Raw genomic sequence first — 26555 nt, 5'->3', positions numbered from 1 at the left:
CACTCCGGCCGTCTGAAAGCTGCCGATTACAGAGTAATGCGGCGGAAGTCTTTCAACAGGTTGGCCAGGAATACGGTGAAACGCATACCGGCGGCACCGTCGATAACACGGTGGTCGAAAGACAGGCTCAATGGGCACATCAAGCGGGGTTCAAATTCTTTACCGTTCCAAACTGGTTTTATTTGTGATTTGCACACGCCCAAAATGGCTACTTCGGGCGCATTCACAATCGGTGTGAAGCCGGTGCCGCCGATACCACCCAAGCTGGAAATGGTAAAGCATGCACCTTGCATTTCTTGCGGTTTCAGCTTGCCTTCGCGGGCTTTTTTCGACAACTCACCCAATTCTTGGCTGATCTGTTTCAGACCTTTTTGATCGACATCTTTAATCACAGGCACAACCAAACCGTTTGGCGTGTCGGCGGCAAAGCCGATGTTGAAATAGTTTTTCAGTACCAAATTATCGCCGTCTAAAGATGAATTGAATTCAGGGAATTGTTTCAAGGCCGCAACGGATGCTTTGATAATGAAAGCTAAAGGCGACAATTTCACGCCTTCGCGTTCCCATTCCTTGTTCAGTTGCTTGCGGAATTCTTCCAATTCGGTCATGTCTGCATCTTCGTTGACAGTGACGTGCGGAATCACTACCCAGTTGCGAGACAGGTTTTGACCGGAAATTTTCTTAATGCGCGATAATTCTTTTACTTCAACAGAACCGAATTTGCTGAAGTCAACTTTCGGCCATGGCAGTAAATCCAAACCGCCGCCCAAAGAAACGCCGGCCGCAGCGGGAGATGCTTTGCCTGCACCTCCTTGCATAACTGCTTTGACGAATGCCTTGATGTCGTCGCCGACGATACGGCCTTTCAAGCCTGTACCGTTGACTTGACCTAAATCCACGCCCAATTCACGTGCCAGTTTGCGCGCCGAAGGGCCTGCGTGTGCTTTGGAAAATACGGCTTCATCAACCGGTGTGCTGCCGAATGCGGCAGCAGGTGCAGTAGCTTTAGGCTCTTCGGCAGCAGGTGCAGGGGCGACAGCAGCGCCACCGGCAACTTCAACTTCGATAATTGCTGAACCTTCGGATACCTTGTCGCCGACTTTAATCAACACGGATTTCACCACACCGGCAGCAGTAGACGGTACGTCCATAGTGGCTTTGTCGGTTTCCAAGGTAATCAGCGTGTCATCTTCGGCAACTGTATCGCCGACTTTGATTTCTACGGCAATCACACCAACATTTTCATGGCCGCCGATATCTGGCACAGCCACGGTCACTGTGCTGCCTGCCGCAGGCGCATCAGCAGCTTGAGCCGGAGCTTCTGCTTTGGCTTCTTCAGCTTTAGGCGCTTCGCCAGCAGCCGGTTTTTCTTCAGCAGCTTCAGCACTGGTTTCCACCAGTAAAATCACGCCGCCTTCGGAAATTTTATCGCCAACGCTGACTTTTACTTCTTTCACCACGCCTGCAGCATCAGCAGGTACGTCCATGGTGGCTTTGTCGGTTTCCAAAGTAATCAGGGTATCGTCAACCGCAATGGTGTCGCCGGCTTTAACTTCTACGGCAATAATGTCTACGTTTTCGTGACCACCGATATCGGGTACTTTAATTTCTACGATTTGACTCATCGTTTTATTCCTTAGTTGTGCTGCAACGCTTATCGTCGCAGTAAGGTTTTTTAAAACAGATACGTTTGTTTTCAGACGGCCTTCTATTTTTTTCAGACCGTCTGTAACATCAGCCTTGCATGCTTAACGCTTGATTTTTAAAATGAATAAGCATTCAAAATCTTTTTCCAGACGGTCTTTGATAACAAGGCCGTCTGAAACGTTTTTAGCGTTTCCAGCTTGGTGCGGTATCGGTGGCGATACCGTATTTTTCAATGGCTTTTTGTACGGTTTCTTTGCTGACTTTACCTTCGTCGGCCAGGGCAGCCAAAGCGGTAACGGCTACGTTGTAACGGTCGACTTCAAAGAAGCGGCGCAGGTTCGCACGGCTGTCGGAACGGCCGAAACCGTCGGTCCCCAACACGTGGAAATCATTCGGAATATAAGCACGGATGCGTTCCGCAAAGCTGCGGATGTAGTCTGTGGCGGCAACAACCGGGCCTCCATGGCTTTTCAATTGCTGCGCCACAAACGGCACTTTAGCTTCTTCCAGCGGATGCAGACGGTTGAAACGTTCTACTTCTATGGCATCACGGTGCAATTCATTGAATGACGGGCAAGACCATACGTTGGCTTCAACGCCGAAATCTTCTTTCAACAATTCCGCCCCGACAATCACTTCTTGCAAAATGGTACCCGAACCCATCAGTTGGACTTTTTTGTCGGATTTACCACCTTCTTCCAACAGATACATACCTTTCAAGATTTCCTGTTCGATACCTTTACGTTGCGGCAAAGCAGGATGAGTATAGTTTTCGTTCATCAAAGTCAGGTAGTAGAACACGTCTTCGTTTTCTACATACATGCGGCGCAATGCGTCATGGATAATAACTGCCAATTCATATTGGAAAGTCGGATCGTAAGATACGCAGTTCGGAATCAGGTCGGCTTGAATTTGGCTGTGGCCGTCTTCGTGTTGCAAACCTTCGCCGTTCAATGTCGTACGGCCTGCAGTACCGCCCAACAGGAAACCGCGAGCATGCATGTCACCGGCTGCCCATGCCAAGTCGCCGACACGTTGGAAACCAAACATCGAGTAGTAGATATAGAACGGAATCATGGCGTAACGGCTGTTGGCGTACGATGTAGCCGCAGCAATCCAGTCTGCCATCGCACCCGGCTCGTTAATACCTTCCTGCAGAATCTGACCGTCAACTGACTCCTTATAGAACATCAACTGGTCTTTATCTTGAGGCGTATATTGTTGGCCTTTAGGGTTCCAAATACCGTATTGGCGGAACATGCCTTCCATACCGAAGGTGCGGCTTTCGTCCGGTACGATCGGCACAATACGCTTACCGATTTGTTTGTCTTTCAACAAGGTTGACAAGATGCGGACAAACGCCATGGTGGTTGAGAATTCACGGTCACCGCTTGATTGTAATTGACCGTCAAACGCGCTCAATTCAGGAATCGGCAAGGCTTCGTTGTTCGGGTTGCGTTGCGGCAAGTAACCACCCAAGGCGTTACGACGCTCGCGCAAGTATTTCATTTCTTCGCTGTCTTCAGCAAAGCGGTAGTATGGCAAGTTACCGCTGTCGATTTGCTCGTCAGTCACATTGATGCCGAAGCGGTCACGGAATTGCTTCAGTGATTTCACATCCATTTTTTTGGCTTGGTGGGCGACGTTTTGACCTTCGCCCGAAGCACCCATACCATAACCTTTAATGGTTTTCGCCAAAATTACGGTCGGACGTCCGCCAGCATTGTTTACTGCTTCATAATAAGCCGCATATACTTTGTGCGGGTCATGACCACCGCGGTTCAACGCCCAAACTTCTTCATCGGACATATTGGCCACCAAGGCTTTCAATTCGGGCGTATTGAAGAAATGCTCGCGAACATATGCGCCGTCTTTAGACTTGTAAGTTTGGTAGTCACCGTCCAATACTTCTTCCATGCGTTGTTTCAACGCATTGCTGGTATCGCGTGCCAACAGGGCATCCCATTTGCTGCCCCAAATCACTTTCAGTACATTCCAACCGGCACCGCGGAAATTGCCTTCCAATTCCTGGATGATTTTGCCGTTACCGCGCACCGGGCCGTCCAAGCGTTGCAGGTTACAGTTGATAACGAAAATCAGATTGTCCAAACCCTCGCGGGCTGCCAATGCAATCGCGCCTTGGGATTCAGGTTCGTCCATTTCGCCGTCACCGCAGAATACCCAGACTTTACGGCCTTTAGTTTTGCTCAAGCCGCGAGAATCCAGGTATTTCAAGAAACGTGCTTGGTAAATCGCCATCAACGGACCCAAGCCCATCGATACGGTTGGAAATTGCCAGAAATCAGGCATCAAATGCGGGTGCGGATAAGAAGGAATACCTTTGCCGTCAACTTCCTGACGGAAGTTGTCCAGCTGTTCTCCGCTCAAACGGCCTTCAACGAAGGCACGCGCATAAATACCTGGCGCAGCATGACCTTGAAAGAATACCAAATCACCTTCTTCGCCTTCGCCTTTAGCACGCCAAAAGTGGTTGAAACCCACATCATATAAAGTAGCTGCCGATTGGAAAGATGCGATATGGCCACCCAATTCCAAGTCTTTTTTACCTGCACGCAACACCATAGCTGCCGCATTCCAGCGGATGGCAGAACGGATGCGGTGTTCTAATTCGTGGTTGCCCGGAGATTTTTGCTCTTTACCTACTGGAATGGTGTTCAAGTAGGCAGTGGTAGCGTCAAACGGCATGTGGACACCGCGGCGGCGGGTGTATTTCACCAGATTTTCCAGCAAGAAGTGGGCGCGTTCGGTGCCTTCAGTTTCTAAAACCGAGCTTAGTGCATCCAACCATTCCTGTGTTTCAATCGGATCTACATCGTGCAATTGAGTGGACATATCAGTATCCTTAATATTAGGTTACAAACACCGACTTCGAAACCAAACAGTTTCGGGTCGATTCATATATTTTCGATTTCGAAACTTTTATTTTCAAAATCAAATATTTTAATGAAACATGTGGCGGCTTTACCGCCAAAATATCTGATTTACAGGTAAAATTTACCAATGCCGCCTGATGACAGCATTTGTCACAATTACCCTACTTAAAAAGACGACTTAAATCGTATCAGTATTTAACCTGACTGGCAAACCAATCTGGTGACTTATTGAATAAAAATTAAATTTTTTCAGAGAAGGTTTTTGTACAATTTTCCAAAAAATTCGTAATCGAAATCAAACGAATGTCTTCTTTTCGTATCAAACCCTGCAACGAGCATTTAAGAAAAAGAGTGTGTTCGCTCCAGCTTTCATTTTCTAAGCAAAAAAGTGTAAAGATTCAAATAGGCAAAGTTCTCATTTTCATTCCAAACAAATCAAGGTCGTCTGAAAACCTTTTAACGGTTCGGACAGCCTTGAAACAATAATTGCCCGCTTGGGTATTTTGCGTATCCGGCAAATAATATTATTATTCTTCACGACGCGGACGCTTCAACAAAATCCTTACTGCACCATCATTCCCCTGGCGCGGCTCGACATAGGCCAATACATCCGGATGTTGCATGAGCCAGCGGCGGGTCATGTTTTTCAAAACCGGCTTGTAGCCGGAGGAACCCAAGCCGCTGCCGTGAACGATTTCGCCGCATACGCCGCGCTTTTTGGTAAATTCGATGAATCCATTCAACACCTGCTGCGCTTCTTCCTGCGTGTATCCGTGCAAATCCACATCGGCTACCACCGGATAATGACCGTTGCGCAAACGTTGGATATCGTTTTTGCCTTGCCCGTTTTTACTGAAACTGGCCGGCGGCTCGTCCCAATTGTCTCGACCGACATAGAAATAATCTTCTTCCGACAAACTGTTTTCCGTTTTCGGGCGCGGCTTGAGGTTGGTTTTCGGACGCGGGGTTTCGTAACGCTGCGAGTTTTTCAAAGGCCTGACCGCACCTACGGCCTTGGCAAAATCCACCTGCTCTTCTTCGTGCTTTTTGGCTTCCACCGCTTCGATTCGGTGTTGCTCGGCTTCTTTTTTGGCTTGTTTGCCCAAGATTTTTAATGTCGCTTGAAAATCCATACTCATTTGATATTCCTTATTTTAAATTCAGACGGCCTGAAACCTTTGCAAAACTCCGGAGTCAAGTACGGTTCAAAGAGAAGTTGGCACAGAACGCGCAGACATGCCGCATACTAAAGAATTCTGCGTTCGGGAAGCGCATTGCGAAGAAGTGTGCCGGCAGATAGGGGATTTTTTGCAAAAGTCTCAATCTTTTAAAATATTTGCGTCAAGGCTGTTTGAAAAGTTTGTTTCAATAATTGCCATGTGCGGACATCTTGAATAATTTCATCCCCGAAATCTGGATCAGCAATCATTTCGGCAATAATTTTTGCAACTGATTCGGGCGAACTGAGTTTCTGATTTGCATATAACTGTTGAAAACGCGGCAGAATCGGAAAATCTTCACCATTTTGCGCCTGCATATCGGTATCCACTACGCCGGGCGCAATGATGCTGCACGCTTTCACATGGTGATGGTTTTCCGCTTCTACGCAGCGCAAATGATGATCCAGTGCGGCTTTAGACACACCGTAAACACTCCAGCCCTGATAAGCATTACGTCCTGTGCCACTGCTGATATGCACGATTTTCACCGGCAGTTTTTCAGGTTTGGCGGCCAAAACATGATTACTCAACAACAAAGGGGCTGTAATATTCAAATTCACTGCCGCCGCTATTTCAGACGGCCTCTGCTTGCCGCATACCGCACTGGGGATGACTGTTCCGGCATTATTAACCAGTACCAGTTCATCCGCATCCTGCATAAAGGCTTCGATTCTGCCATGCGCCAACCATGCCGCCAACCCTTCCGTATCAGCCAAATCAATGGCAAACTGCTGCAAACCGTTTTGCGCGGGCGATTCACACCTCGCTATTGCTAATACTTCCTTGCCGGTTTGCAGATAATGCACTGACAAAGCTTTGCCCAAGCCGCCGGAATGTCCGGTAATGATGATTTTTTGGCGCATGGCTGCTTCCATTTGATTGATTCAAAGCAGACTATTCTGCCACACAAAAGGCCGTCTGAAAATCGGGCCGTCTGAAAGCACGTCAGAATCATTTTCACAAGACCGCTTTTCGGGTATAGTGTCCGCTCTCATCTTTATATGATTTGCGCCATCTTGGAGAAACCGAATGTTCAAACGTCCTGAAGAATTAATCGTGTTCGTTTTAGGATTATTATGGGTCGTACTGACCTATTTTCTCACCAATTATCTCGGTGCAGACACCTACACTTCTTTACTGATTACCGGCTTCACCCTGCTTTGGGCGGTGGTGTGTTTTGTCTTGTGGCGGCATGATTTGAGCCACATGATTTGGCCTTGCTTTTTAGGTTTGCTGGTAGCGTGCTGGTGGCCGTTTCTCGATTGGTTTGCAATTAAAGACTTCATCGTACCCGAGGTGGGAAGCCAAGCCATTGTGGTGGCTAAACCTTGGTATGCGGGCTGGACATTCAAAATTATTTTAGCGCTGGTTCCCCTTGTTCTTGGCTACTTCATCAAATTTAAGCGCGCGCGCCAAACCAAAATCGATACCGCTTCAAGCTTCTGAAATACCCGACACCGTTTCCCTTAAGAAACGGTGATTTCATTTAATCAGCAGATTTGTTTTCAGACCGCCTGTTGCACTATCGGTTAACAATATCCCTATAAACTGCTATACTCTTTACACTATCAAATCCCCCCAGTCCGACTGCTTCAATTAAGTCGGATTTTTCAAGTAAGCCGTCTGAACATGATCAGCAAACAAGAATATCAAGCCCAAGTCGCGCAAGGATACAACCGCATTCCGCTGGTGCAGGAATTACTGGCCGACCTCGATACACCGTTATCGCTCTATCTCAAGCTTGCCAACCAGCCCTTTACCTACCTGCTCGAATCTGTGGTCGGCGGCGAACGCTTCGGCCGCTATTCCTTTATCGGCCTGCCCTGCAACCACTATCTGCAAGCACGCGGCAAACATGTGGACGTGTATCTTAACGGCGAAATCGTCGAACAATACGACGGTAACCCCCTGCCTTTTATCGAAACCTTCCATGCACGTTTCCAAACGCCCGAAATCCCCAGCCTGCCGCGTTTTACCGGCGGCTTAGTCGGCTATTTCGGCTATGAAACCATCTACAACTTCGAACACTTCGCCCACCGCCTGAAAAACGCCGCCAAAGCCGATCCGCTCGATACCCCCGATATTTTACTGATGCTGTCGCAAGAATTGGCCGTTATCGACAACCTTTCCGGCAAAATCTACCTGATTGTCTCTGCCGACACCGCCCTCGCCAACGGCTACGAACAAGCCCGCGAACGCTTGGAAGATTTGCGCACCCAGTTGCGCCAAAGCTGCGCCATTCCGCTTTCCTTAGGCAGCAAGCAGACTGCCGCTACCAGCGAATTTGGTGAAGAACCGTTTAAAGCCTGCGTCAGCCATATCAAAGACTATATTTTCGCCGGCGACTGTATGCAGGTCGTACCCAGCCAGCGCATGAGTATGGAATACACTGACAGCCCGCTTGACCTCTACCGCGCCCTGCGCACGCTCAATCCCTCGCCTTATCTGTTTTACTACGACTTCGGCGACTTCCATATCGTCGGCTCGTCGCCTGAAATCCTCGTGCGCCGCGAACACGATAATGTGATTGTGCGCCCGATTGCCGGTACCCGCCTGCGCGGCAAAACCCCCGCGGAAGATTTGGCCAACGAACAAGACCTGCTGGGCGATGCCAAAGAAATCGCCGAGCATGTGATGCTGATTGATTTGGGGCGCAGCGATGTCGGCCGTATCAGCGAAACCGGTCAGGTCAAAGTGACCGACAAAATGGTGATTGAAAAGTATTCGCATGTGATGCACATCGTATCCAATATCGAAGGCCGTCTGAAGCCCGACACCAGCAATATGGACATCCTCGCCGCCACTTTCCCCGCCGGCACATTATCCGGCGCACCGAAAGTGCGTGCCATGGAAATCATCGAAGAAGTCGAACCGAGCAAACGCGGCATTTACGGCGGCGCCGTCGGCGTATGGAGTTTCAATAACGACATGGACTTAGCCATCGCCATCCGCACCGCCGTGATTAAAGACCAAACCCTGCATGTACAAAGCGGCGCTGGTATCGTTGCCGACTCAGATCCGCAATCCGAATGGCAGGAAACTCAAAACAAAGCGCGCGCGGTGATACGGGCGGCGCAGATGGTGCAGGAAGGGTTGGATAGATAGTTTCAGACGGCCTTTTGTTTTCATTCGGAAAGCCGTCTGAAACCTTAGCCTTTGTCATTCCGCCTGCGCGCCGATGGTGAAATTTAAAATCCAACAAGTCATTAATGATGAAAACCATGCATGCGACCTGCCGTTTGTATTCTTGTCAGCAAACGCAACGGCACATTTTATATCGGTGTTATAAAATGTAATTATCGGTAAAACAACGGCATGGGAAGGTTGGAAAATATAAAGACCTGATGATGATTGATAATCCGGAGCAGGGCAATACCCCCGGCTAAGCAGTATGTTGCCGACATCACCAACACAGCAAATTTTCAGACAGTCACAAAATAAGAAACTGACATCTACAGGACGGCACGGCAGGCGGATATGCCGATCAAAAAATAGCGTCGGCTGTTGGATTTTTAAAGGCAGGGAAGCCGAATAATAGTAGTGTCAAAACCGAACATAACAAAAAAACTCCGCGCTGCCAGCGCGCCAAGTTTTCCAGCGGCGAATTGGCGCAATTATCTTGTACGCGCCGACCTTGCTACCATCACCGAATTTAAAGCCGTCTTAGCCGACATCGGTGGCATCTGTGCCGAGACTGTCTGCCAACTTTGCGTAGCAGGTTTATTAGCACAGGCAGCACTTAGCACAGGGATTTACTGATAAATATAAGGTTACTTTATTGGTCCGGTATAAATGGCATTCTACGATGGCGCGCGCTGTTCCCCGTGAAAATACCCTCCTTGCTGCGCCGGCCGGTTTTACCGGCTCAGCGTGTAAAAACCGGCCTCTTTGAGTATCGCCTTGCATACGCGCTTTTCTACTCGAAAATCTGCTACGCAGACAAGCCGAAATGATTATCATACTTGCCATTCCTGTATCAGCGCCGTTTGCGGTTTCGGATGTGCTTTCTTCCGATGTCTTCCAAGCAATTTTCAAATGAGATGAATGATGAAAAATATAACAATTTATCTTGCCATATTCGTTTTATCTAAGTGCTTGCGGAAGATGTTTCAGCCCAATGCCGGTTGTGCCTTGCATACATTATGCACCTGATATTGAATTTTACACTAAAGACAATACCAGCCCTAAGCAAAAAATAATGGATATCAAATCTTGCTTGGGAGTAGATGCTGATAGAATACCAAAAGATGCTGTCGCAAGAATTGGCCGTTATCGACAACCTTTCCGGCAAAATCTACCTGATTGTCTCTGCCGACACCGCCCTCGCCAACGGCTACGAACAAGCCCGCGAACGCTTGGAAGATTTGCGCACCCAGTTGCGCCAAAGCTGCGCCATTCCGCTTTCCTTAGTAAGCATGGAGATATTTTTGAATTAATTCGAAACAAATATAACCGTGCTCCAGAAGGAAGGCAGAGGGTACGAAAATTTTCTGAATGTATGTAGCAGGATAAAGGATATAAATATAAAGAAATAACTTATTAATTTAGTTTATGAACTGTCAGAAACTTTACTTCTGCAAAGACTAGGAAAGAGAAAACAGCATAAAAGCCAAATTAAGCTTGGCGAACAAGCCCTATATTTCCAACATCCGTTTTAATCCTATAAAATAATCAAACCATGCAAAACACGCCCATTCTCCCCCCTGCCATGCTCGGCATTCTCGGCGGCGGCCAGCTCGGCCGTATGTTTGCTATCGCCGCCAAAACCATGGGTTATAAAGTGACCGTACTCGACCCTGACCCGGATGCACCGGCAGCGGAATTTGCCGACCGCCATTTGTGTGCGGCATTTGACGATAAAACAGCTTTGAACGAATTGGCAAAATGCGCGGCGGTGACGACCGAGTTTGAAAACGCCAGCGCTGACACCATGCGTTTTTTAACCAGGTATACGAATGTTTCCCCGAGCGGCAACTGTGTGGCGATTGCACAAAACCGCATTCAAGAAAAATCTTGGATTCAAAAAGCCGGTTTGCAGACTGCGCCGTATCAGCCCGTGTGTAAAGCGGAAGACATTACTGAAGCAAGCGCAGAATTTTTGCCGGGTCTTTTGAAAACCGCCACGCTGGGCTACGACGGCAAAGGCCAAATCCGCGTGAAAACTTTGGATGAATTGAAAGCCGCGTTTGCCGAACACGGCGGCGTGGATTGCGTGTTGGAAAAAATGGTTGATTTGCGCGGTGAGATTTCGGTGTTGGTATGCCGTCTGAACAGCCACAACGTGCAAACTTACGACCCTGCGGAAAACATCCACGAAAACGGCATTCTGGCTTATTCCATCGTACCCGCCCGTTTGAGCGCGGATATCCAGCAGCAGGCGCGGGAAATGGCGCAGCGGTTGGCGGATGAATTGGATTATGTCGGCGTGCTGGCGGTAGAAATGTTTGTCGTCGGCGATACGCATGAATTGGTGGTGAATGAAATTGCGCCGCGTCCGCACAATTCCGGCCACCACACGATTGATGCGTGTGCGGCCAGTCAATTCCAGCAGCAGGTACGTATTATGTGCCGCCTGCCGCCTGCGGGCACCCGCCTGCTCTCTGCCTGCTGTATGGCCAATATTTTAGGTGATGTTTGGGGTGAAGACGGCACCGAACCCGATTGGCTGCCGTTGCAAAGCGATACGGCTTTATTACTGCATCTTTATGGTAAAAAAGCGGCGCGCACAGGCCGAAAAATGGGCCATTTCACCACATTGGCAACGGATGCGGCTACCGCTTTTGAAAAAGCACAAACCTTACATGCCACCTTAAAACGCGTATGATGGCTTTACAATCGTTTTCTGTTTTCGGACGGCATTTGCGCTAAAATATGCCGTTCGAAAACGTTTGAATCGGGTCGGATTTCCATATCCGGCATTTTTATTTATTTTTCAGCCGGCCTGCTGCTGAGCAACACAACCGCAGGCAGGCCGTTCCTCTAATCTGAACGCTCATGAAAGCCTTACTTGATTTCCTGCCCCTGATTGTTTTTTTCTACCTTTATAAAACCGTCGAACCAACCGACACCAACCACCCTCTGCTGCAACTCACCGGCGCGGCAGGCAGTGGCAACAATCACGTTTTAGCCGCTACTGCCGGTTTGATTATTGCCACCGTGCTGATGTACGGCTATCAATTGGTGAAACAGAAATTCCGTTTGGCGCGTCAGCAATGGTTTGTCTTAGCCATGACTGTGGTATTCGGAGGGGTGACGCTGGCGTTGAGCGACGACTACTATATTCGCCTGAAAGCCGTGTTGTTGAATGCCGCATTCGGCGCAGGCATGCTGATTTCACCTCTTTTCTTCAGCGACCGCCGCGCTGCCGTGCAAAAAATGTTTGATTCTGTATTGGTACTTTCGCCTGACGGCTGGAAAAAACTTAATTGGGCGTGGGCAGGGATGTTTTTCTTGCTCGCTACGCTGCATGCTTTTTTCGCCTTTATGTTTGCAGACGGCAAATATTGGGGTGAATTCACCGCATTCGGCGATTTGATTGTGATGTTCAGCTGTATAGGTATCATGTTTTTCGTATTGCGCAAGCATTTTAAAAGCGAGTAATTGAGCCGGAAATTTCCGGCAACAACCCGTCTGAACACGCTGTATTGCTGCTATAATCACAAACCCGATTGTTGGTTTTTCAGACGGCTTTTGTCTTGGAAGGCCCCAAAGCTCTAATGTGGATACTGCCATGAACCTTCTCACCGTACTCCGCCCCGCTACTGAAAAAGACTGCCCTTTCATTCATAGTGCGCATCTGCATGCCGTACAATATACCTGTATCCAAAGCTACAATGAATGCGTGTTGCAGGCATGGGAAGAATTGCTCGGCATGGAAAGCTATCATGCCACCATAGCCGACAAAGCCAAGGCTTTGTGGGTAGTGGAATACCGCGACGCGATTCAAGGCTTTTTCCAAGTTGATTTTAAAGAAGCGCAGCTTGACGCGCTGTATGTGCATCCCTTGGTACACAACCAAGGCTTAGGTACTGCATTGTTACAGCGTGCCGAAGAATTGGCGCATAACGCAGGTTTGAGTTTCTTAAAGCTCTACGCCTCTCTCAATTCAGTGCCTTTTTACCGCTTAAACGGCTACAAATCCTTGGGCGAAGCGGTGCTGCCTTTGAATGAACGGGTCAAAGTCAAATGTGAATTAATGCGCAAATATGTGTAGCAGTTATCAAGCCGTCTGAAATTTTTCAGACGGCTTGTTTGTTAAGCTTGACACTGAAGGTCAGCCAAAACGATATGATTAAACCAAAGAATATCCGAAATACCTGTGGCGCAAACAGACACAAGAATTGGCCGCCAAACGCCTAGCTGCGCCCGAGCAATGCCGACGTACCGGCCATCGAAACTTTCACCCCAAATGAAAAATTCGGTACTTGGGAAGAAATCATAGAGAAATATTGTGCCGACGGCGGTTTGGCGGATCAGCTGGCGCCTAACAAATAAACTTTGCTGATTTAAACTGAAAGAAAAGCCGCCTGAACATGGATTTATATGTTCAGATGGCTTTTCGTATCTATTTTCCGCTAAAATCCTGTTTTTTATCTGTTCACTCATCTATGTCCGACCGCAAAATCATCCATATCGATATGGACGCGTTCTACGCTTCGGTAGAATTACGCGAACAGCCCCACCTGAAAGGCAAACCCATTGTTGTGGCTTGGGAAGGCACGCGCTCGGTGATTTGTGCGGCTTCTTATGAAGCGAGGCAATTCGGTTTGCACTCAGCGATGTCGGTGGCGATGGCAAAACGGCTTTGTCCGCAGGCAATTTATATTCCGCCACATTTTGAACTATACCGCCAAGTATCGGCACAGATTCATGCCATTTTCAGGCGGCATACCGATTTAATTGAGCCGCTTTCTTTAGATGAAGCATATTTAGACGTAACAGTCAACAAGAAAAATATGCGCTACGCCAGTGAAATCGCCGAAAAAATCCGCGCGGAAATTTTTACTGAAACGGGTTTAACCGCTTCGGCAGGCATTGCACCCAACAAATTTCTCGCTAAAATTGCGTCCGACTGGCGCAAGCCTAACGGACAATTTGTGCTGCATCCGCAAAAAATCGATGCTTTTTTAGAAACGCTGCCGCTGGGAAAAATACCCGGTGTAGGCAAAGTCACACTGAAAAAAATGCAGGGACTGGGCATGCAGACGGCCGGAGACTTGCGCCGCTTCGAGCGCGGCGAGCTGTTAAATCATTTCGGCCGCTACGGTTATCGCCTTTACGACTTGGCACGCGGTGTCGATGAACGGCCGGTCAAGGCCAGCCGCGAGCGTTTGCAGATTTCGACCGAAATCACACTACCGGAAGATTTGTCGCTGGCGCAAACAGTAGAACATTTACCGCATTTGGCCGAAGATTTATGGCAGCAAATCCAGCGCAAAAATGTCGATGTCAAAGGCGTAACGCTTAAACTTAAAACCCATGATTTCCGCATTATTACCCGTTCACTGACTTATTCTTCGGTGCTACCCGACAGCCAAGCCCTACTCAAAGCCGCACACACGTTGGTTAAACGCGTACCGCCACAAACGGAAAACACTTTTCGTTTAATCGGCATTGGGGTCAGCCACTTATTGCCGAGAAACCAGCAGCAACCGCTTTGGTTATAAAGAAATAGAAAAGCATTTTTTCCTTTCATAACCCGACAGGCGGATAATAGCAACATGACAATAATTTTCAGACGGCCTTTTAGCCATTCAAGAACCGTCTGAAACATAACATAATTAATAAGGAACACTCGCCCTGACTTCATTGAAAGCAGCTGAAAACATCCGCACAGGGCGTTGGCGATGAGAAAGCAAAGACAGCAAAGAATGTGGTTTGCACGAGCAATGGTTTGAAATACAAAAGGCCGTCTGAAATTTTCAGACGGCCTTAATCTTATTGATTTAACTTAAGCTTTGCCTTCCCCTAAAATCATCGAACCAATACCGGAATCGGTAAAGATTTCCAGTAATAAGGCATTTGGTACGCGGCCGTCGATGATGTGGGTCGCCTTTACGCCGTTGACAGCGGCTTCCACTGCCGAGCTGATTTTCGGCAGCATACCACCGTAAAGCGTACCATCGGCAATCAATTCATCAATACGGCTCGGCGTCAGGTTGGTTAAGAGATTGCCTTCTTTATCGAGCACGCCGGCGATATTGGTCATCATCAGCAGTTTTTCGGCGTTGAGTTCCTCAGCCAATTTACCTGCCACCAGGTCGGCGTTGATGTTGAACGCTTCGCCGCGTTTTCCTACACCGATAGGGGCGACCACAGGTATTTGTCCGTTGTTGATTAAGCCTCGAAGCAGCGTAGTGTCGATGCTTTCCACTTCACCGACTTGGCCGATGTCTACACCCGGATTTTCGGGCGTGTTAATCAGCAGTTTTTTGGCTTTGATAAAGTGGCCGTCGCGGCCGGTTACGCCGACCGCCTTGCCGCCGTGGGTATTAATCATCGACACGATTTCTTTATTTACATGGCCGCCTAACACCATTTCCACGATATCCATGGTTTCACTGTCGGTCACACGCATACCTTGGATGAATGTACCTTCTTTGCCGACGCGCTCGAGCATGCCGTTAATCTGCGGGCCGCCGCCATGTACAATGACGGGATTGATGCCCACCAGCTTCAGCAGCACGATGTCACGGGCAAAGCCTTCTTTCAAGGCAGGTTCGGTCATGGCGTTGCCGCCGTATTTAATTACGATGGTCGCGCCGGAAAAGCGGCGGATATAAGGTAGGGCTTCGGATAAAATCGCGGCTTTATCAGCAGGCGGAATGTGCTTTACATCGGTCATGAATCTACTCTTTAATTGTTAACAATTTTACTTTTTGAATAGTAATACCAAAGGCTGTCTGAAACAAGCTGAAACGTAAAAGGATTTATGATTTGCCTGAAATGTTTTAGAATGACGGGCTATCGAACTTCTATTCCACACAGGAATCCCCCATGATGAAAATCAGCACCCAATTTGACGCCGGCTCCGTGATTGTGAAAGATTTGAGCACGCCGGGCAATATCCGCCTGGCGCTGCGTCCGGACAATGCCGCCGATTTCGCACAATGGTTTTATTTCCGCCTGCAGGGCGCGGCGTATCAAAATTGCGTGATGCATTTCGATAATGCGGCAGAAGCAGCCTATCCCGACGGCTGGAAAGAATACCAAGCCTGCGCCTCCTACGACCGTCAAAATTGGTTCCGTGTGCCGACCTGTTACGAAAACGGCGTGCTGACCATCAACCACACACCCTTATCCAACAGCGTGTATTACGCCTATTTCGAACCATATTCGCACGAGCAGCATTTAAACCTGCTGGGCGATGCGCAAGGCAGCGGTTTGTGCCAAATCGATGATTTGGGCTGCACAGTGCAAGGCCGAGACGTCAATCTGCTGACCATCGGCAACCAAGCCGAAAGCGATTTGAAAGTATGGATCATTGCGCGCCAACACCCCGGCGAAACCATGGCCGAATGGTTTGTCGAAGGCTTTTTAGGCCGCCTGCTCGACCCGCAGGATCCGACCGCACGTGCCCTGCTCGACCGTGTGACATTTTACATCGTCCCGAACATGAACCCCGACGGCTCAGTGCTGGGCAATCTGCGCACCAATGCTGCCGGTGCCAATTTGAACCGTGAATGGCAAAATCCGACGCCGGAACGCAGCCCCGAAGTGTATGTCGTGCGCGAAAAAATGCGCGAAACCGGGGTGGATTTGTTCCTTGACATTCATGGCGATGAAGGTTTGCCGTTTGTATTCGTGGCGGGTACCGAAGGCGTTCCGGGCTACAACGGACGCATTGCCGCTTTGGAAGTGCAGTTTAAACGAGCTTTATTCGCTGCCAGCCCCGACTTTCAAGATGAAATCGGTTATCCGAAAGATAAAGCCGGCCAAGCCAACCTGAGCATGGCGACACCATGGGTGGGCGAACAATTCAAATGTTTGGCCTTCACGTTGGAAATGCCGTTTAAAGACAACAACAATCTGCCCGACGACGACTTCGGCTGGAACGGCCAACGTTCGCTGCGTTTGGGCGAAGCGATGTTGTCGGCGATTTGGAACGTATCGGGCGATTTACGTTGATTATGTTAACGGTTTCGTGTCTGAAAGGCCGTCTGAAAGTTAAGCCTTTTTTCAGACGGCCTTTATCTGTAATTTAAGGATTCTTTATGATTATTCACCCCCAGTTTGACCCCGTACTCATCAGCATCGGCCCCTTGTCCATCCGCTGGTATGCCTTAAGCTACATTGTCGGTTTCATGCTGTTTATCTGGCTGGGCCGCCGCCGTATTGCGCAGGGCCATACCTTGTTTACTAAAGAAATGCTCGATGATTTTCTGACGTGGGGTATTTTGGGCGTGATTCTCGGCGGCCGCTTGGGCTATATTTTGTTTTACAAGCCCTTCGACTATCTGTCCGACCCGATCAGCATGCTGAAAGTGTGGGAAGGCGGCATGTCGTTTCACGGCGGATTTTTGGGCGTGGTGGCGGCAATGTGGCTGTTCAGCCGCAAACACAACATCAGCGTGTTGAAAACCATGGATTTCGTTGCCCCGCTGGTGCCGCCGGGTTTGGCTTCAGGCCGTATCGGCAACTTCATCAACGGCGAACTGTGGGGCCGCGTGACCGACCCGGACGCTTTTTGGGCAATGGGCTTTCCGCAAGCACACTACGCAGACATGGAAGCGGCGGCACACAATCCGCAATGGGCCGGATGGTTCAGCCAATACGGCATGCTGCCGCGCCATCCGTCGCAACTTTACCAATTCGCGCTGGAAGGCATTTGCCTGTTTATCTTGGTATGGGTGTTTTCTAAAAAACCGCGCCCTGCCGGACAAGTGGCTTCACTGTTCTTGGGCGGCTACGGTTTCTTCCGCTTCATCGCCGAATTCGCCCGCCAGCCTGACGATTACTTGGGCTTACTGACTTTGGGCTTATCTATGGGACAATGGCTGAGCGTGCCGATGATTGTGTCGGGTGCGATTGGTTTTGTGTATTTCGGTAAAAAAAACGCTATTAACTAATTTGCTGCCGTCTGAACAATTCAGACGGCCTTTTCTTTAACGGCCATCCCTATGAACAAACACTTTCTTAATCTCAACGGTAAAGCTGTCTCGGTTTATCTGGGCGGCCAACCTGATTCGCCGCTTTTCCTAACCTTTCTCAGCCGCGGAGAATCCGACGGACTGGCCGCTCTGATTGAAGGCCGGGCCAATTTGGTCTCAATTGACGAACCAGATTGGGAATACGCATTTACGCCTTGGCAGGCGCCGGCTGCGTTCAAAAAAACCCCTGACTTCAGCGGTGGCGCAGACAAGTATTTACGCTGGCTGACCGATGCGGTTTTGCCTGAAGTGAGCAAACACTTTTCTTTACAACCACAATGGAGGGCCTTAACCGGCTATTCCTTGAGCGGCCTGTTTGCGGCATATTCGGCTTACCGCACCACCTCTTTCAGCCGCATTGGATCGGTTTCCGGTTCGCTGTGGTTTGATGGCTGGATGGAGTTTGTAGCGGAACAGACTCTGCAAACACCACCGCAAAAAGCGTATTTTTCGGTTGGTGACAGAGAGAAAAACAATAAAAATCCGCGCATAAGTATTGTGGAAAATGCGACACGCGTTACGCAGTCCAACTGGCAGCGGCAAGGCATCTGCAGCACGTTTGAGCTCAATAAGGGCGGCCATTTCGAACAAGTGCCCCAAAGAATGGCCAAGGCAGTAGCGTATTTACTGGATTAATGGTTAGGCCGTCTGAAATTTCAGACGGCCTAACCATTCGCATGTATTAAGACATTAAAAAGCAGTTTCAGGTTAAAATATGCGCTTGAATGTTCCCTTATTCCCTCATAGAACCATGTCCCAAAAAAACAAACAAGAATTAGAAAACAATAAACTCAACAAACGCCTGCGCCATGCCGTTGGCGCGGCCATCAATGATTTCAACATGATTGAGCCGGGTGACAAGATTATGGTGTGTCTGTCGGGAGGCAAAGACAGCTACTCGCTCTTGGATATTTTGCGCCAGCTTCAAACCAGCGCACCGGTTGAATTCGACTTGGTGGCGGTCAATCTTGACCAGAAACAACCCGGTTTTCCCGAGCATGTGTTGCCCGAGTACCTGCAAAGCATAGGCATCGACTATAAAATCGTCGAAGAAGACACTTATTCCACCGTGAAGCGCGTGCTGGAAGAAGGCAAGACCACCTGTTCGCTGTGCAGCCGTCTGCGCCGCGGCATTCTCTACCGTACTGCAAAAGAATTGGGCTGCACCAAAATCGCGCTCGGCCACCACCGCGACGATATTTTGGCCACTATGTTTCTGAACATGTTTTACGGCGGCAAACTTAAAGCTATGCCGCCTAAACTCGTGAGTGACAACGGCGAGCACATCGTGATTCGCCCGCTGGCGTATGTGAAGGAAAAAGACCTGATTAAATATGCCGAATTAAAACAATTTCCAATTATTCCGTGCAACTTGTGCGGCTCTCAGCCGGACCTGCAACGCCAAGTCATCGGCGACATGCTGCGCGATTGGGACAAACGCTTCCCCGGCCGCCTTGAATCGATGTTTTCTGCGCTGCAAAACGTGGTGCCTTCACACTTGGCCGATTCCGAATTATTCGACTTCACCGGTTTGGAACGCGGCCAAACCTTGAAACACGGCGGTGATTTGGCTTTTGACAGCGAAACCGTGCCCGAACGTTTTGCAGACAGTCCGAATGATGAAAATGAAAGTGAAATCAAAATCGAATCGGAAAAACCAAGCCGTAAAGTCATTAATATTCTTGCAACCAAACCGAAAAACTGCAATGCTTGACCATGCTGTCTGAAACGGCTGAATATCAAAATCCGGGCAGCTGTTTGCCCGGATTTTGATATCTTTGCAAAGCATTAACCCGCAGCACAACGGTTTGCCCTACAATAGCATCCGGCATGAGACCGTCCGGACACGCACATTTACAGTAAATTAAATTCGAATTTAAGAACAGTCGGCAGGCTGCCGACGTTACAGGCAGTGTTGCAAGACGGACCTTCTCCCTACGGACCTTCTCCCTCCCAGCTTAGAGATTATTCGCCATATCATAAGGAATTTTGATGACCGCCACATTGGTTACCCTCTCTTTAATATTGATTTTAATCGGTTTACTCGGCACAATTTATCCCGCCATTCCAGGCTTGGGACTGATGTTCGGCGGCGCGTGGCTACTGGCTTATATCAACGATTATCAGATTTTCGGCACCACCACGCTGGTGTTTTTAGGTATTGTGGCCGTTACCGGCATGGCAATGGACTATGTGGCAGGTATGCTCGGTGCAAAATACACTGGCGCCAGCAGACTGGCCATTTGGGGCGCATTTTTCGGCGGTGTCTTTGGCGCATTTTTCGGCTTGCCGGGATTATTATTGGGCCCTTTGCTGGGCGCGGGTACCGGAGAATTCCTTACCCGCAAAGACATGTGGCAGGCAGGAAAAGTGAGTATCGGCACCTTTATCGGTTTCATCATCGGTACGGTTGCCAAAGTCGGCTGCGCGCTGACAATTGTATTAACTTTATTCACCGTATGGATAATCAGCCTGTTTTAATCAAACAAACAAAGGCAGTCTGAAATATTCAGACTGCCTTGTACGACTCAACTAATCAGTTTTTACCGCAACAGGCTTTGTATTTCTTACCGCTGTCGCAAGGACAAGGATCGTTTCGGCCGATTTTACCGCCATCGCAGCGCACGGTTTGCGGTTTGTTGATGACGGCTTGCCAATAACTGTAAATATCCAGCAAAACATGCGGCAGGTCTGATTCCAGCGCGGTCAATTCTTTGTCGGTCAGATGCAGAATGACTTCGCCGTTTTCTTCCTCATCATAAATGCCCCCTAATGCCATAATCGGGTAAAACAAATCTTCAAATTCTTCTTGGTTGACCGCTTCAAACCAATCGGTTGGCACCACATCCAAAGCATAAAGATAGGCATTACACCATGTATAGAAGTCAGGATTGCCGGCTTCGTCTTGATAAAGCCATAAGTCCGGCAGCTTTTTATCCGTCAATTGACAGCGCATGTCCATCGCTAAGGCTAACACCAGACGCTCGACTTCGGTGCGCTCTTTGGCATCAAACAACGATTCGTCACCCAATACTTCCGGCAGCCAGTCATTTGGATTGAGCGTATCAGGGCCGCTCAATAAAGCCATCATAAAACCTTGGACTTCGTCGCAGCGCATGGTGTTGTATTCCTGTGATTTGACATCGAGTAACTCAATCAAGCGGTTGCGTGAAGCTTTGTCAAAAGCGCTTACCTGCATGGATGGTTCCTTTTCAATATTTTCAGACGGCCTTGGCCGTTTAAGCGTTCATTCTCTGGCGCATCTGCTCAAACAGGCAGATGGTTGCCGCCATTGCGACATTCAATGATTCAGTCTGCCCCTGCATCGGAATTTTTACGCCGGCGCTTACTTTTTCCAATACTTCCGTGCTAACCCCGCTGCCTTCGTTGCCGAATATCCATGCAGCCGGTTCACACAAATTTATTTCATAAAGATTAAAATTATTGTGTTCACCCAACGCAGTGGCCAAAACCGTATCCTGATATCCGGCTAGCCATCGCGCCATCGGGACACGACTGTAAATTTTGAGCAGAAAATGCGCCCCCATTCCGGCACGCAACACTTTAGGTGACCACACGTCTGCGCTCTCTTGGCTGAGTATCAGATGCGGCATACCGCAGGCGGCTGCACTGCGGATAATGGTGCCGACATTGCCCGGGTCTTGTACGCATTGCAACACCACACAATCGCCTTGCTGTGGCCAAGCTTGCTCGTGTGGAATGTCAATCAGCGTCATGACATCATCGGAATCGGTCAGGCTGGTGATTTTAGATAAGGCTTCATCACTGACCCAAGTCGTCAAACCTACCGGAATCTGCCCGACAATTTGGCGGATTTCGTGATGATTGGCTTTGGATTCGGGCAGATAAACCCGCACAGGTTTACCGCCGGATTCAAGATAGCTTTGCAGCAAATGCATACCTTCCAATACGGTTTGTCGGCATTGGCGGCGCACTTTGGATTGGGAAAGCAGCTTGGATAAATGTTTGAGCTGTTCGTTTTGGGCAGAAGTAATCAGTTTCATGCTGTGCATTATATCTGCTTTTAGACGGCAAAGTGGGGCCGTCTGAAAATAAAAAAGCCTTTACATAATGGCATAATGTAAAGGCTTGCTGGGTTATTGAACAATTTCTTTCGGTCGGTTCGCCGCGCCTGTTTGGCTTTCAACATGAACTGTGCTTTGTTGTGCCGGTAATTGCTTGGCAGCATTCGGTACCACTACATCCGAAGCAGCTTTGCTTTCTGCCGCTCCACGAACAGGAACGATGTTTTGATCAATCTGGTGCAGCCGGGCTTTCTCAACCACGGCCGACGGCGACATCTGCCGACCATCGGTTTGCGGCCAGAATTGCCACACGGACACAGCTACGGCAGCCAAACTGGCGGCCACAGCAAACCCTCTGACTGCATGACTATTGGCTGCTTTGGACTGCTGCATCGTTGTCTTTGAGATATTGGCCGCATAATCAGCCTGATGTTCGCGACTGATTTCAGCCAAGGCGGCTGTAAACATTTCGCTTTGCATGAAATCGGCATCGCGTCCTACTGCCTGCTGTTTCATGCAGTCGCTGATTAAATGATATTCATACCATTTCCGGCCGGCTTCATCATCAGCTAATAATTTATCCACAATTTCGTCGGATAAATTTTCGTCGTCCATTACAATGGATATATATTCGAATTTCTCGTTTATTGTTGTCATTTTCCTTACCACCTTTGGTTTTCGGCAGTATCCAATAATGGTCTTAAGTCTTTTGCAATGACTTCGCGCGCCCGGAAAATACGCGAGCGAACAGTTCCTATCGGACACCTCATAATCTGAGCAATTTCCTCGTAAGACAGTCCCTCCATTTCCCGTAATGAAATGGCTTTCCGTAAATCATCGGGCAGATTCGAAATGGCTGCCTCAACAGTCTGTAAAATTTCACGATTCATCATCTCAGCTTCCGGCGTGTGGTAGTCCGCAATCTGATCTGCCAAATCAAGAACATCGCCTTCTTCGTTCGCAGCTTCTGAACTGATAAACGGCCGCTTTCCTGAAGTGACTAAAAAATTCTTTGCTGTGTTGATACCGATGCGGTACAACCATGTATAAAACGCGCTTTCGCCACGAAAATTCGGTAACGCGCGATAAGCCCGAATCATGGCCTCCTGCGTAACATCGTTTACTTCATGCTCATCTTTAACAAAACGTGAAATCAATCTGATTAATCGGCGTTGATATTTTGTCATCAACATTTCAAACGCCTTTTGTTCGCCTTTTTGCGCGCGCTCTACCAGCATTTGATCGATCTGGCGATCATTCATTATTTAACCTTTTATGTAACTACATTATAAGTCATAAAATAGCAAAGCGTGCTGTGCTATTTTATGACATTTTTGGTGGGATTTAGTTCCGTAATATGTTCCGTCAATGGCTCGTAAACAGGTAAAAATCCGTCAACAGCCCGAAAATCCTGATTGATCTTGAGATTAGCAATTGCCAGACATATGTTATCGGCGTTTGTGATAATCGGCCAAATTTTCCTTACAGACGGCAAAACATGGCATTCTTGCAACATTTTCTTAGTTGATTTGTGTCCAATCTCTAACTTTATAACATCATTATTTGTCATTTTGCGAACGATTCCCACATTCATCAACGTCTGTTCGCTCAACCCAAAATGATGTGGCTTTAAGGTAAACCCGTTTGCCAACAAAATATCTTTCAGACGGCCTTGAATAACCGTATGGCACAACCAAGGATAATCCTCTGTTTCCGACCGGCCTACATACAACATACTCCGATAATAACTGATGGTTTTACCGTCAAACTGCCATTGTGCAGACTGAGCTTCCAGTAAAATTCTAGCCATATCCGATAAAGTCTTGTACGACGGCAAACGGATTTCGTTAGCCTGAAAAAAATAATGCAGCACACGGCGGCGGCGCAATTCACTCAAATTACGCCATTTTGCAACATGAAACAGGCCGTCTGAAAGAATATGGTGGTAATCATCCAGCGTAATTTCTTCCAACAAAGCTAAATCATCTTGAATGCTGCGCACATTGGCCAAAATTTGTTGATTGATATTCGGGACTTGTCGCTGCCATTGCGGCAAAGCATCGTGGCGAACCCAGTTGCGCAGGTAGCCGGTATCCTGATTACTTTCGTCTGAAACATAAGCCAATCCGTGTTCGGCGGCATATTGCTCTAACGTCGCCTTCTGAATTTCTAAAAGCGGCCGCCAAATTTTGATGTCTTCGGTTAAAGCCCGCCATTTGGGCATCGACGCCAATGCACGCACTCCGCCGCCTCGGGCAACACCGAGCATAAAGGTTTCGATTTGGTCGTTTTGATGATGCGCCAAAGCCAAAATTTGGTTCAGGCCGTCTGAAAATACACGGTAACGTTCAGTTCTTGCCGCAGCTTCAATGCCTTTTCCTTTGGTATGAATCTCTACTTTGACAATACGCAAACCGATATTCAGCCTGTCACATAGTGTTTGACAAAAATCAGCCCAATCATCGGCAAACGGGCTTAAACCGTGATGAACATGCACGGCGTTGAGTTTGAAATTTTTCCTATCGCGCAAACATGCCAACAAATGCAGCAAGACGACCGAATCCAATCCGCCGCTCAAACCGACTTCAATACCCAATTCGTCGGTTTGCTTAGGCAATTCGGCTTCCAGAAAAGCCAATAAATCCATTTTCTGTCCTTCGTTTTCAGACGGCGCGAGAGGTGGAAAAGGCTGGGTTATTGACACTTTTACCACTTTGAACTGCACTCAAATCTGGAGATTTTCAAAGGTCTCGGCCTACAATAGAAAAACAAGCAGGCGCAGGCCTGCTTGTTTGAACAGTTATCGCGGTGGCGGAAAATTATTTCTCGACAAATTTACCGTATGCCATAATGCGGTCAAAACGGCGCGACAACAAATCCGACATCGGAATGCTTTGCGCATCACGCAATTGTTCTTCCAAAACATGCTTTACGCTCAACATCACCGCTCCCATATTACGGTGTGCACCGCCCAAAGGCTCATCAATAATGCGGTCGATTAAACCCAACTCTTCCAAACGCTTGGCAGTAATACCCAAGGCTTGAGCGGCATCAGCGGCTTTTTCGGCGGTTTTCCATAAAATCGAAGCGCAGCCTTCAGGTGAAATCACCGAATAAGTTGAGTATTGCAGCATATTGATATAATCACCCACGGCAATGGCCAATGCTCCGCCCGAACCGCCTTCACCGATGATGGTACAGATGACCGGCACACGCAAACGGGTCAATTCGTACAAATTACGGCCGATGGCTTCTGATTGACCGCGCTCTTCCGCACCAATTCCCGGGTAAGCCCCCGGCGTATCGACAAAAGTCATCACCGGCAAACCGAATTTCTCGGCGGTTTGCATCAAGCGTAAGGCTTTGCGGTAACCTTCCGGACGCGGCATACCAAAATTACGGCGGATTTTTTCTTTGGTATCACGCCCTTTTTGATGGCCAATGACCATCACGCTTTGACCGTTGAAACGTGCCAAACCGCCGACAATCGCATAATCGTCGGCAAAATGACGGTCGCCATGCAATTCTTCAAAATCGGTAAAAATCGCCTTGACGTAATCTAAGGTATAAGGACGCTGCGGGTGACGCGAAACCTGGGAAATCTGGGCAGGTGTCAGTTTATTGAAAATAGATTTGGTTAAATCATTGCTTTTCTTTTGCAGGCGGGAAATTTCGTCTGAAATATCGACAGCCGACCCACCTTGAACGAAGCGCAGTTCGTCAATTTTGTTGGTCAGCTCAGCAATAGGTTGTTCAAAATCTAAAAAAACAGGTTTCATACAATGAAGCTCTCACGAATAAGATTCTGCCGCAATCATACGCTAATCGGGCAATTTTAGCAGTAGTTTGCATAAAAAATATGCAGCATTTGAGAAAAATCAAGACTTTCCCACGATTTTCAGACGGCCTGATTCGTTTTTAGTATAGATACACCCTACGAAAATATAGCGGGATTGATAGAAAATCTTTTCCATTGTTCTTGAAAAAATACAGGGCTCACTTTAACTTCGGCATACCACAAGAGCAGCTGGGAATTTTGCAGAAATGGTGCGGAAGTTAGGGCTAATCTACGCAGGCTTAAACCTTCTTTCTTTTCTGCACGGATTACAACCCACCGCTTTGCTTTACAACAAATTAAACCTGTAAATGCTTGCCTGAAAGAGGTGTGGTGTTCAGACAGGCATTGTGTTTTAAGTTTAGACAAAGGCGGCAGCCTATACCTGTCCGAACTGTGTTGTTCTGATACTTTCAGACAGGCATACGGACAGAGGCAGGTTTGTCAGCCTGTGTGTTTACCATAGTCAAAAATCGTGCCAATGCCGCTAATTGCAGGGTATCCCGCCCCCAAAATGAAGCCTTCAGCCTGCGCATCCATGAAATAGGACGCAAACCTTGTTGGACTGCTTCTTGTACTGCCTGGGGCTGGCGGGCAAAGCATTTCTGCCACAAAGGCAGGGCTTTGGCCAGCAAGTTTTGCCGCTGTAATATCAGCAGCGTCGATTGCAGGTAACACAGCCAATCGCGACTTTGGCATTGGATAATATCCAATGCAGCGGCAGGATTGTCTTCAAAATCAATAAAACCCACCCGCCTGCCTTG

The 26555-nt window shown here is 48.4% G+C and carries 23 protein-coding genes and 3 pseudogenes; 13 read left to right on the top strand and 13 right to left on the bottom strand.

The window, feature by feature from the left end; genetic code table 11:
- Nucleotides 1-26 precede the first annotated feature (26 nt).
- From aceF to C7N83_RS00485, 4 genes are all read right to left on the bottom strand, one after another.
- Nucleotides 27-1625: a dihydrolipoyllysine-residue acetyltransferase gene (aceF, locus tag C7N83_RS00500; RefSeq protein ID WP_106739838.1), complete on the bottom strand. Its 1599-nt coding sequence runs from the start codon at nt 1623-1625 to the stop codon at nt 27-29.
- 205 nt (nt 1626-1830) lie between these two features.
- On the bottom strand, nt 1831-4500 hold the full coding sequence (gene aceE, locus C7N83_RS00495; protein ID WP_106739836.1) for a pyruvate dehydrogenase (acetyl-transferring), homodimeric type: 2670 nt from the start codon (nt 4498-4500) through the stop codon (nt 1831-1833).
- A 568-nt stretch (nt 4501-5068) separates the two neighbouring features.
- Complete coding sequence (locus tag C7N83_RS00490) at nt 5069-5680, bottom strand: Smr/MutS family protein (protein WP_106739834.1); 612 nt, start codon at nt 5678-5680, stop codon at nt 5069-5071.
- Nucleotides 5681-5868: 188 nt separating this feature from the next.
- Nucleotides 5869-6624 carry an SDR family NAD(P)-dependent oxidoreductase gene (locus C7N83_RS00485; RefSeq protein ID WP_245911061.1) on the bottom strand — a complete coding sequence of 252 codons (756 nt, stop codon included), beginning with the start codon at nt 6622-6624 and terminating at the stop codon, nt 5869-5871.
- Between the two features lie 166 nt (nt 6625-6790).
- Here C7N83_RS00485 and C7N83_RS00480 point away from each other — a divergent pair, with 166 nt between their 5' ends.
- From C7N83_RS00480 to C7N83_RS00455, 6 genes and pseudogenes are all read left to right on the top strand, one after another.
- Nucleotides 6791-7207 (top strand): hypothetical protein, encoded by a 417-nt coding sequence (locus C7N83_RS00480; RefSeq protein WP_106739831.1) that lies wholly within the window; start codon nt 6791-6793, stop codon nt 7205-7207.
- A gap of 183 nt (nt 7208-7390) precedes the next feature.
- Complete coding sequence (gene trpE, locus C7N83_RS00475) at nt 7391-8866, top strand: anthranilate synthase component I (protein ID WP_106739829.1); 1476 nt, start codon at nt 7391-7393, stop codon at nt 8864-8866.
- Between the two features lie 1142 nt (nt 8867-10008).
- A pseudogene (locus C7N83_RS00470) lies at nt 10009-10176 on the top strand (anthranilate synthase component I); the annotation flags it as partial.
- Nucleotides 10177-10439: 263 nt separating this feature from the next.
- Nucleotides 10440-11585: a 5-(carboxyamino)imidazole ribonucleotide synthase gene (locus tag C7N83_RS00465; protein ID WP_106739827.1), complete on the top strand. Its 1146-nt coding sequence runs from the start codon at nt 10440-10442 to the stop codon at nt 11583-11585.
- Between the two features lie 170 nt (nt 11586-11755).
- Nucleotides 11756-12361, top strand: coding sequence for an inner membrane-spanning protein YciB (locus tag C7N83_RS00460; protein ID WP_106739826.1), 606 nt, complete (start codon nt 11756-11758; stop codon nt 12359-12361).
- 130 nt (nt 12362-12491) lie between these two features.
- The gene (locus tag C7N83_RS00455) at nt 12492-12974 is read left to right on the top strand and encodes a GNAT family N-acetyltransferase (RefSeq protein WP_106739824.1); all 483 of its coding nucleotides are present in this window, start codon (nt 12492-12494) and stop codon (nt 12972-12974) included.
- 41 nt (nt 12975-13015) lie between these two features.
- On the opposite strand, the gene C7N83_RS16845 is transcribed toward C7N83_RS00455, so the two are convergent.
- Nucleotides 13016-13366 carry a hypothetical protein gene (locus C7N83_RS16845; protein WP_106739822.1) on the bottom strand — a complete coding sequence of 117 codons (351 nt, stop codon included), beginning with the start codon at nt 13364-13366 and terminating at the stop codon, nt 13016-13018.
- Between the two features lie 2 nt (nt 13367-13368).
- Between C7N83_RS16845 and dinB the strand changes: the two genes are divergently transcribed.
- Complete coding sequence (gene dinB / locus C7N83_RS00445; protein WP_106739821.1) at nt 13369-14427, top strand: DNA polymerase IV; 1059 nt, start codon at nt 13369-13371, stop codon at nt 14425-14427.
- Between the two features lie 284 nt (nt 14428-14711).
- Here dinB and argB read toward each other — a convergent pair whose 3' ends face one another.
- Entirely contained in the window at nt 14712-15605 is an 894-nt protein-coding gene (gene argB, locus C7N83_RS00440; protein ID WP_106739819.1) for an acetylglutamate kinase, read from the bottom strand.
- A 152-nt stretch (nt 15606-15757) separates the two neighbouring features.
- Here argB and C7N83_RS00435 point away from each other — a divergent pair, with 152 nt between their 5' ends.
- The 5 genes from C7N83_RS00435 (at nt 15758) to C7N83_RS00415 (ending at nt 20391) form a co-directional block, all read left to right on the top strand.
- Nucleotides 15758-16888, top strand: a complete 1131-nt coding sequence (locus tag C7N83_RS00435) for a M14 family metallopeptidase (RefSeq protein ID WP_106739817.1) — start codon at nt 15758-15760, stop codon at nt 16886-16888.
- A gap of 86 nt (nt 16889-16974) precedes the next feature.
- On the top strand, nt 16975-17829 hold the full coding sequence (gene lgt / locus C7N83_RS00430; protein WP_106739816.1) for a prolipoprotein diacylglyceryl transferase: 855 nt from the start codon (nt 16975-16977) through the stop codon (nt 17827-17829).
- Between the two features lie 51 nt (nt 17830-17880).
- On the top strand, nt 17881-18546 hold the full coding sequence (locus tag C7N83_RS00425) for an alpha/beta hydrolase (protein WP_106739814.1): 666 nt from the start codon (nt 17881-17883) through the stop codon (nt 18544-18546).
- A 115-nt stretch (nt 18547-18661) separates the two neighbouring features.
- Entirely contained in the window at nt 18662-19624 is a 963-nt protein-coding gene (gene ttcA, locus C7N83_RS00420; RefSeq protein WP_106739812.1) for a tRNA 2-thiocytidine(32) synthetase TtcA, read from the top strand.
- 278 nt (nt 19625-19902) lie between these two features.
- Complete coding sequence (locus C7N83_RS00415) at nt 19903-20391, top strand: DUF456 domain-containing protein (protein ID WP_106739811.1); 489 nt, start codon at nt 19903-19905, stop codon at nt 20389-20391.
- Between the two features lie 55 nt (nt 20392-20446).
- Here the strand turns inward: C7N83_RS00415 and C7N83_RS00410 are convergent, their stop codons facing one another.
- The 6 genes from C7N83_RS00410 to C7N83_RS00385 form a co-directional block, all read right to left on the bottom strand.
- Nucleotides 20447-21109, bottom strand: a complete 663-nt coding sequence (locus C7N83_RS00410; protein ID WP_106739809.1) for a YecA family protein — start codon at nt 21107-21109, stop codon at nt 20447-20449.
- Between the two features lie 40 nt (nt 21110-21149).
- On the bottom strand, nt 21150-21935 hold the full coding sequence (locus C7N83_RS00405; protein WP_106739894.1) for a TrmH family RNA methyltransferase: 786 nt from the start codon (nt 21933-21935) through the stop codon (nt 21150-21152).
- 93 nt (nt 21936-22028) lie between these two features.
- On the bottom strand, nt 22029-22613 hold the full coding sequence (locus C7N83_RS00400) for a sigma-E factor negative regulatory protein (protein WP_106739807.1): 585 nt from the start codon (nt 22611-22613) through the stop codon (nt 22029-22031).
- A gap of 5 nt (nt 22614-22618) precedes the next feature.
- Complete coding sequence (gene rpoE / locus C7N83_RS00395) at nt 22619-23218, bottom strand: RNA polymerase sigma factor RpoE (protein WP_106739805.1); 600 nt, start codon at nt 23216-23218, stop codon at nt 22619-22621.
- Nucleotides 23219-23274: 56 nt separating this feature from the next.
- Nucleotides 23275-24660 carry a tRNA lysidine(34) synthetase TilS gene (tilS, locus tag C7N83_RS00390; protein ID WP_245911060.1) on the bottom strand — a complete coding sequence of 462 codons (1386 nt, stop codon included), beginning with the start codon at nt 24658-24660 and terminating at the stop codon, nt 23275-23277.
- 115 nt (nt 24661-24775) lie between these two features.
- Entirely contained in the window at nt 24776-25735 is a 960-nt protein-coding gene (locus tag C7N83_RS00385; protein WP_106739802.1) for an acetyl-CoA carboxylase carboxyltransferase subunit alpha, read from the bottom strand.
- 155 nt (nt 25736-25890) lie between these two features.
- Here C7N83_RS00385 and C7N83_RS00380 point away from each other — a divergent pair.
- A pseudogene (locus C7N83_RS00380) lies at nt 25891-26016 on the top strand (IS1595 family transposase); the annotation flags it as partial.
- A gap of 188 nt (nt 26017-26204) precedes the next feature.
- Here the strand turns inward: C7N83_RS00380 and C7N83_RS00375 are convergent.
- Nucleotides 26205-26555: pseudogene (locus C7N83_RS00375) on the bottom strand (BUD32 family EKC/KEOPS complex subunit); the annotation flags it as partial.

The sequence above is a fragment of the Neisseria iguanae genome, assembly GCF_003013245.1.
In the GTDB taxonomy this organism is placed as follows: domain Bacteria; phylum Pseudomonadota; class Gammaproteobacteria; order Burkholderiales; family Neisseriaceae; genus Neisseria; species Neisseria iguanae.
The sequence above is the reverse complement of the archived record's forward strand: the minus strand, read 5'-3'. Positions and strand labels throughout refer to the sequence as shown.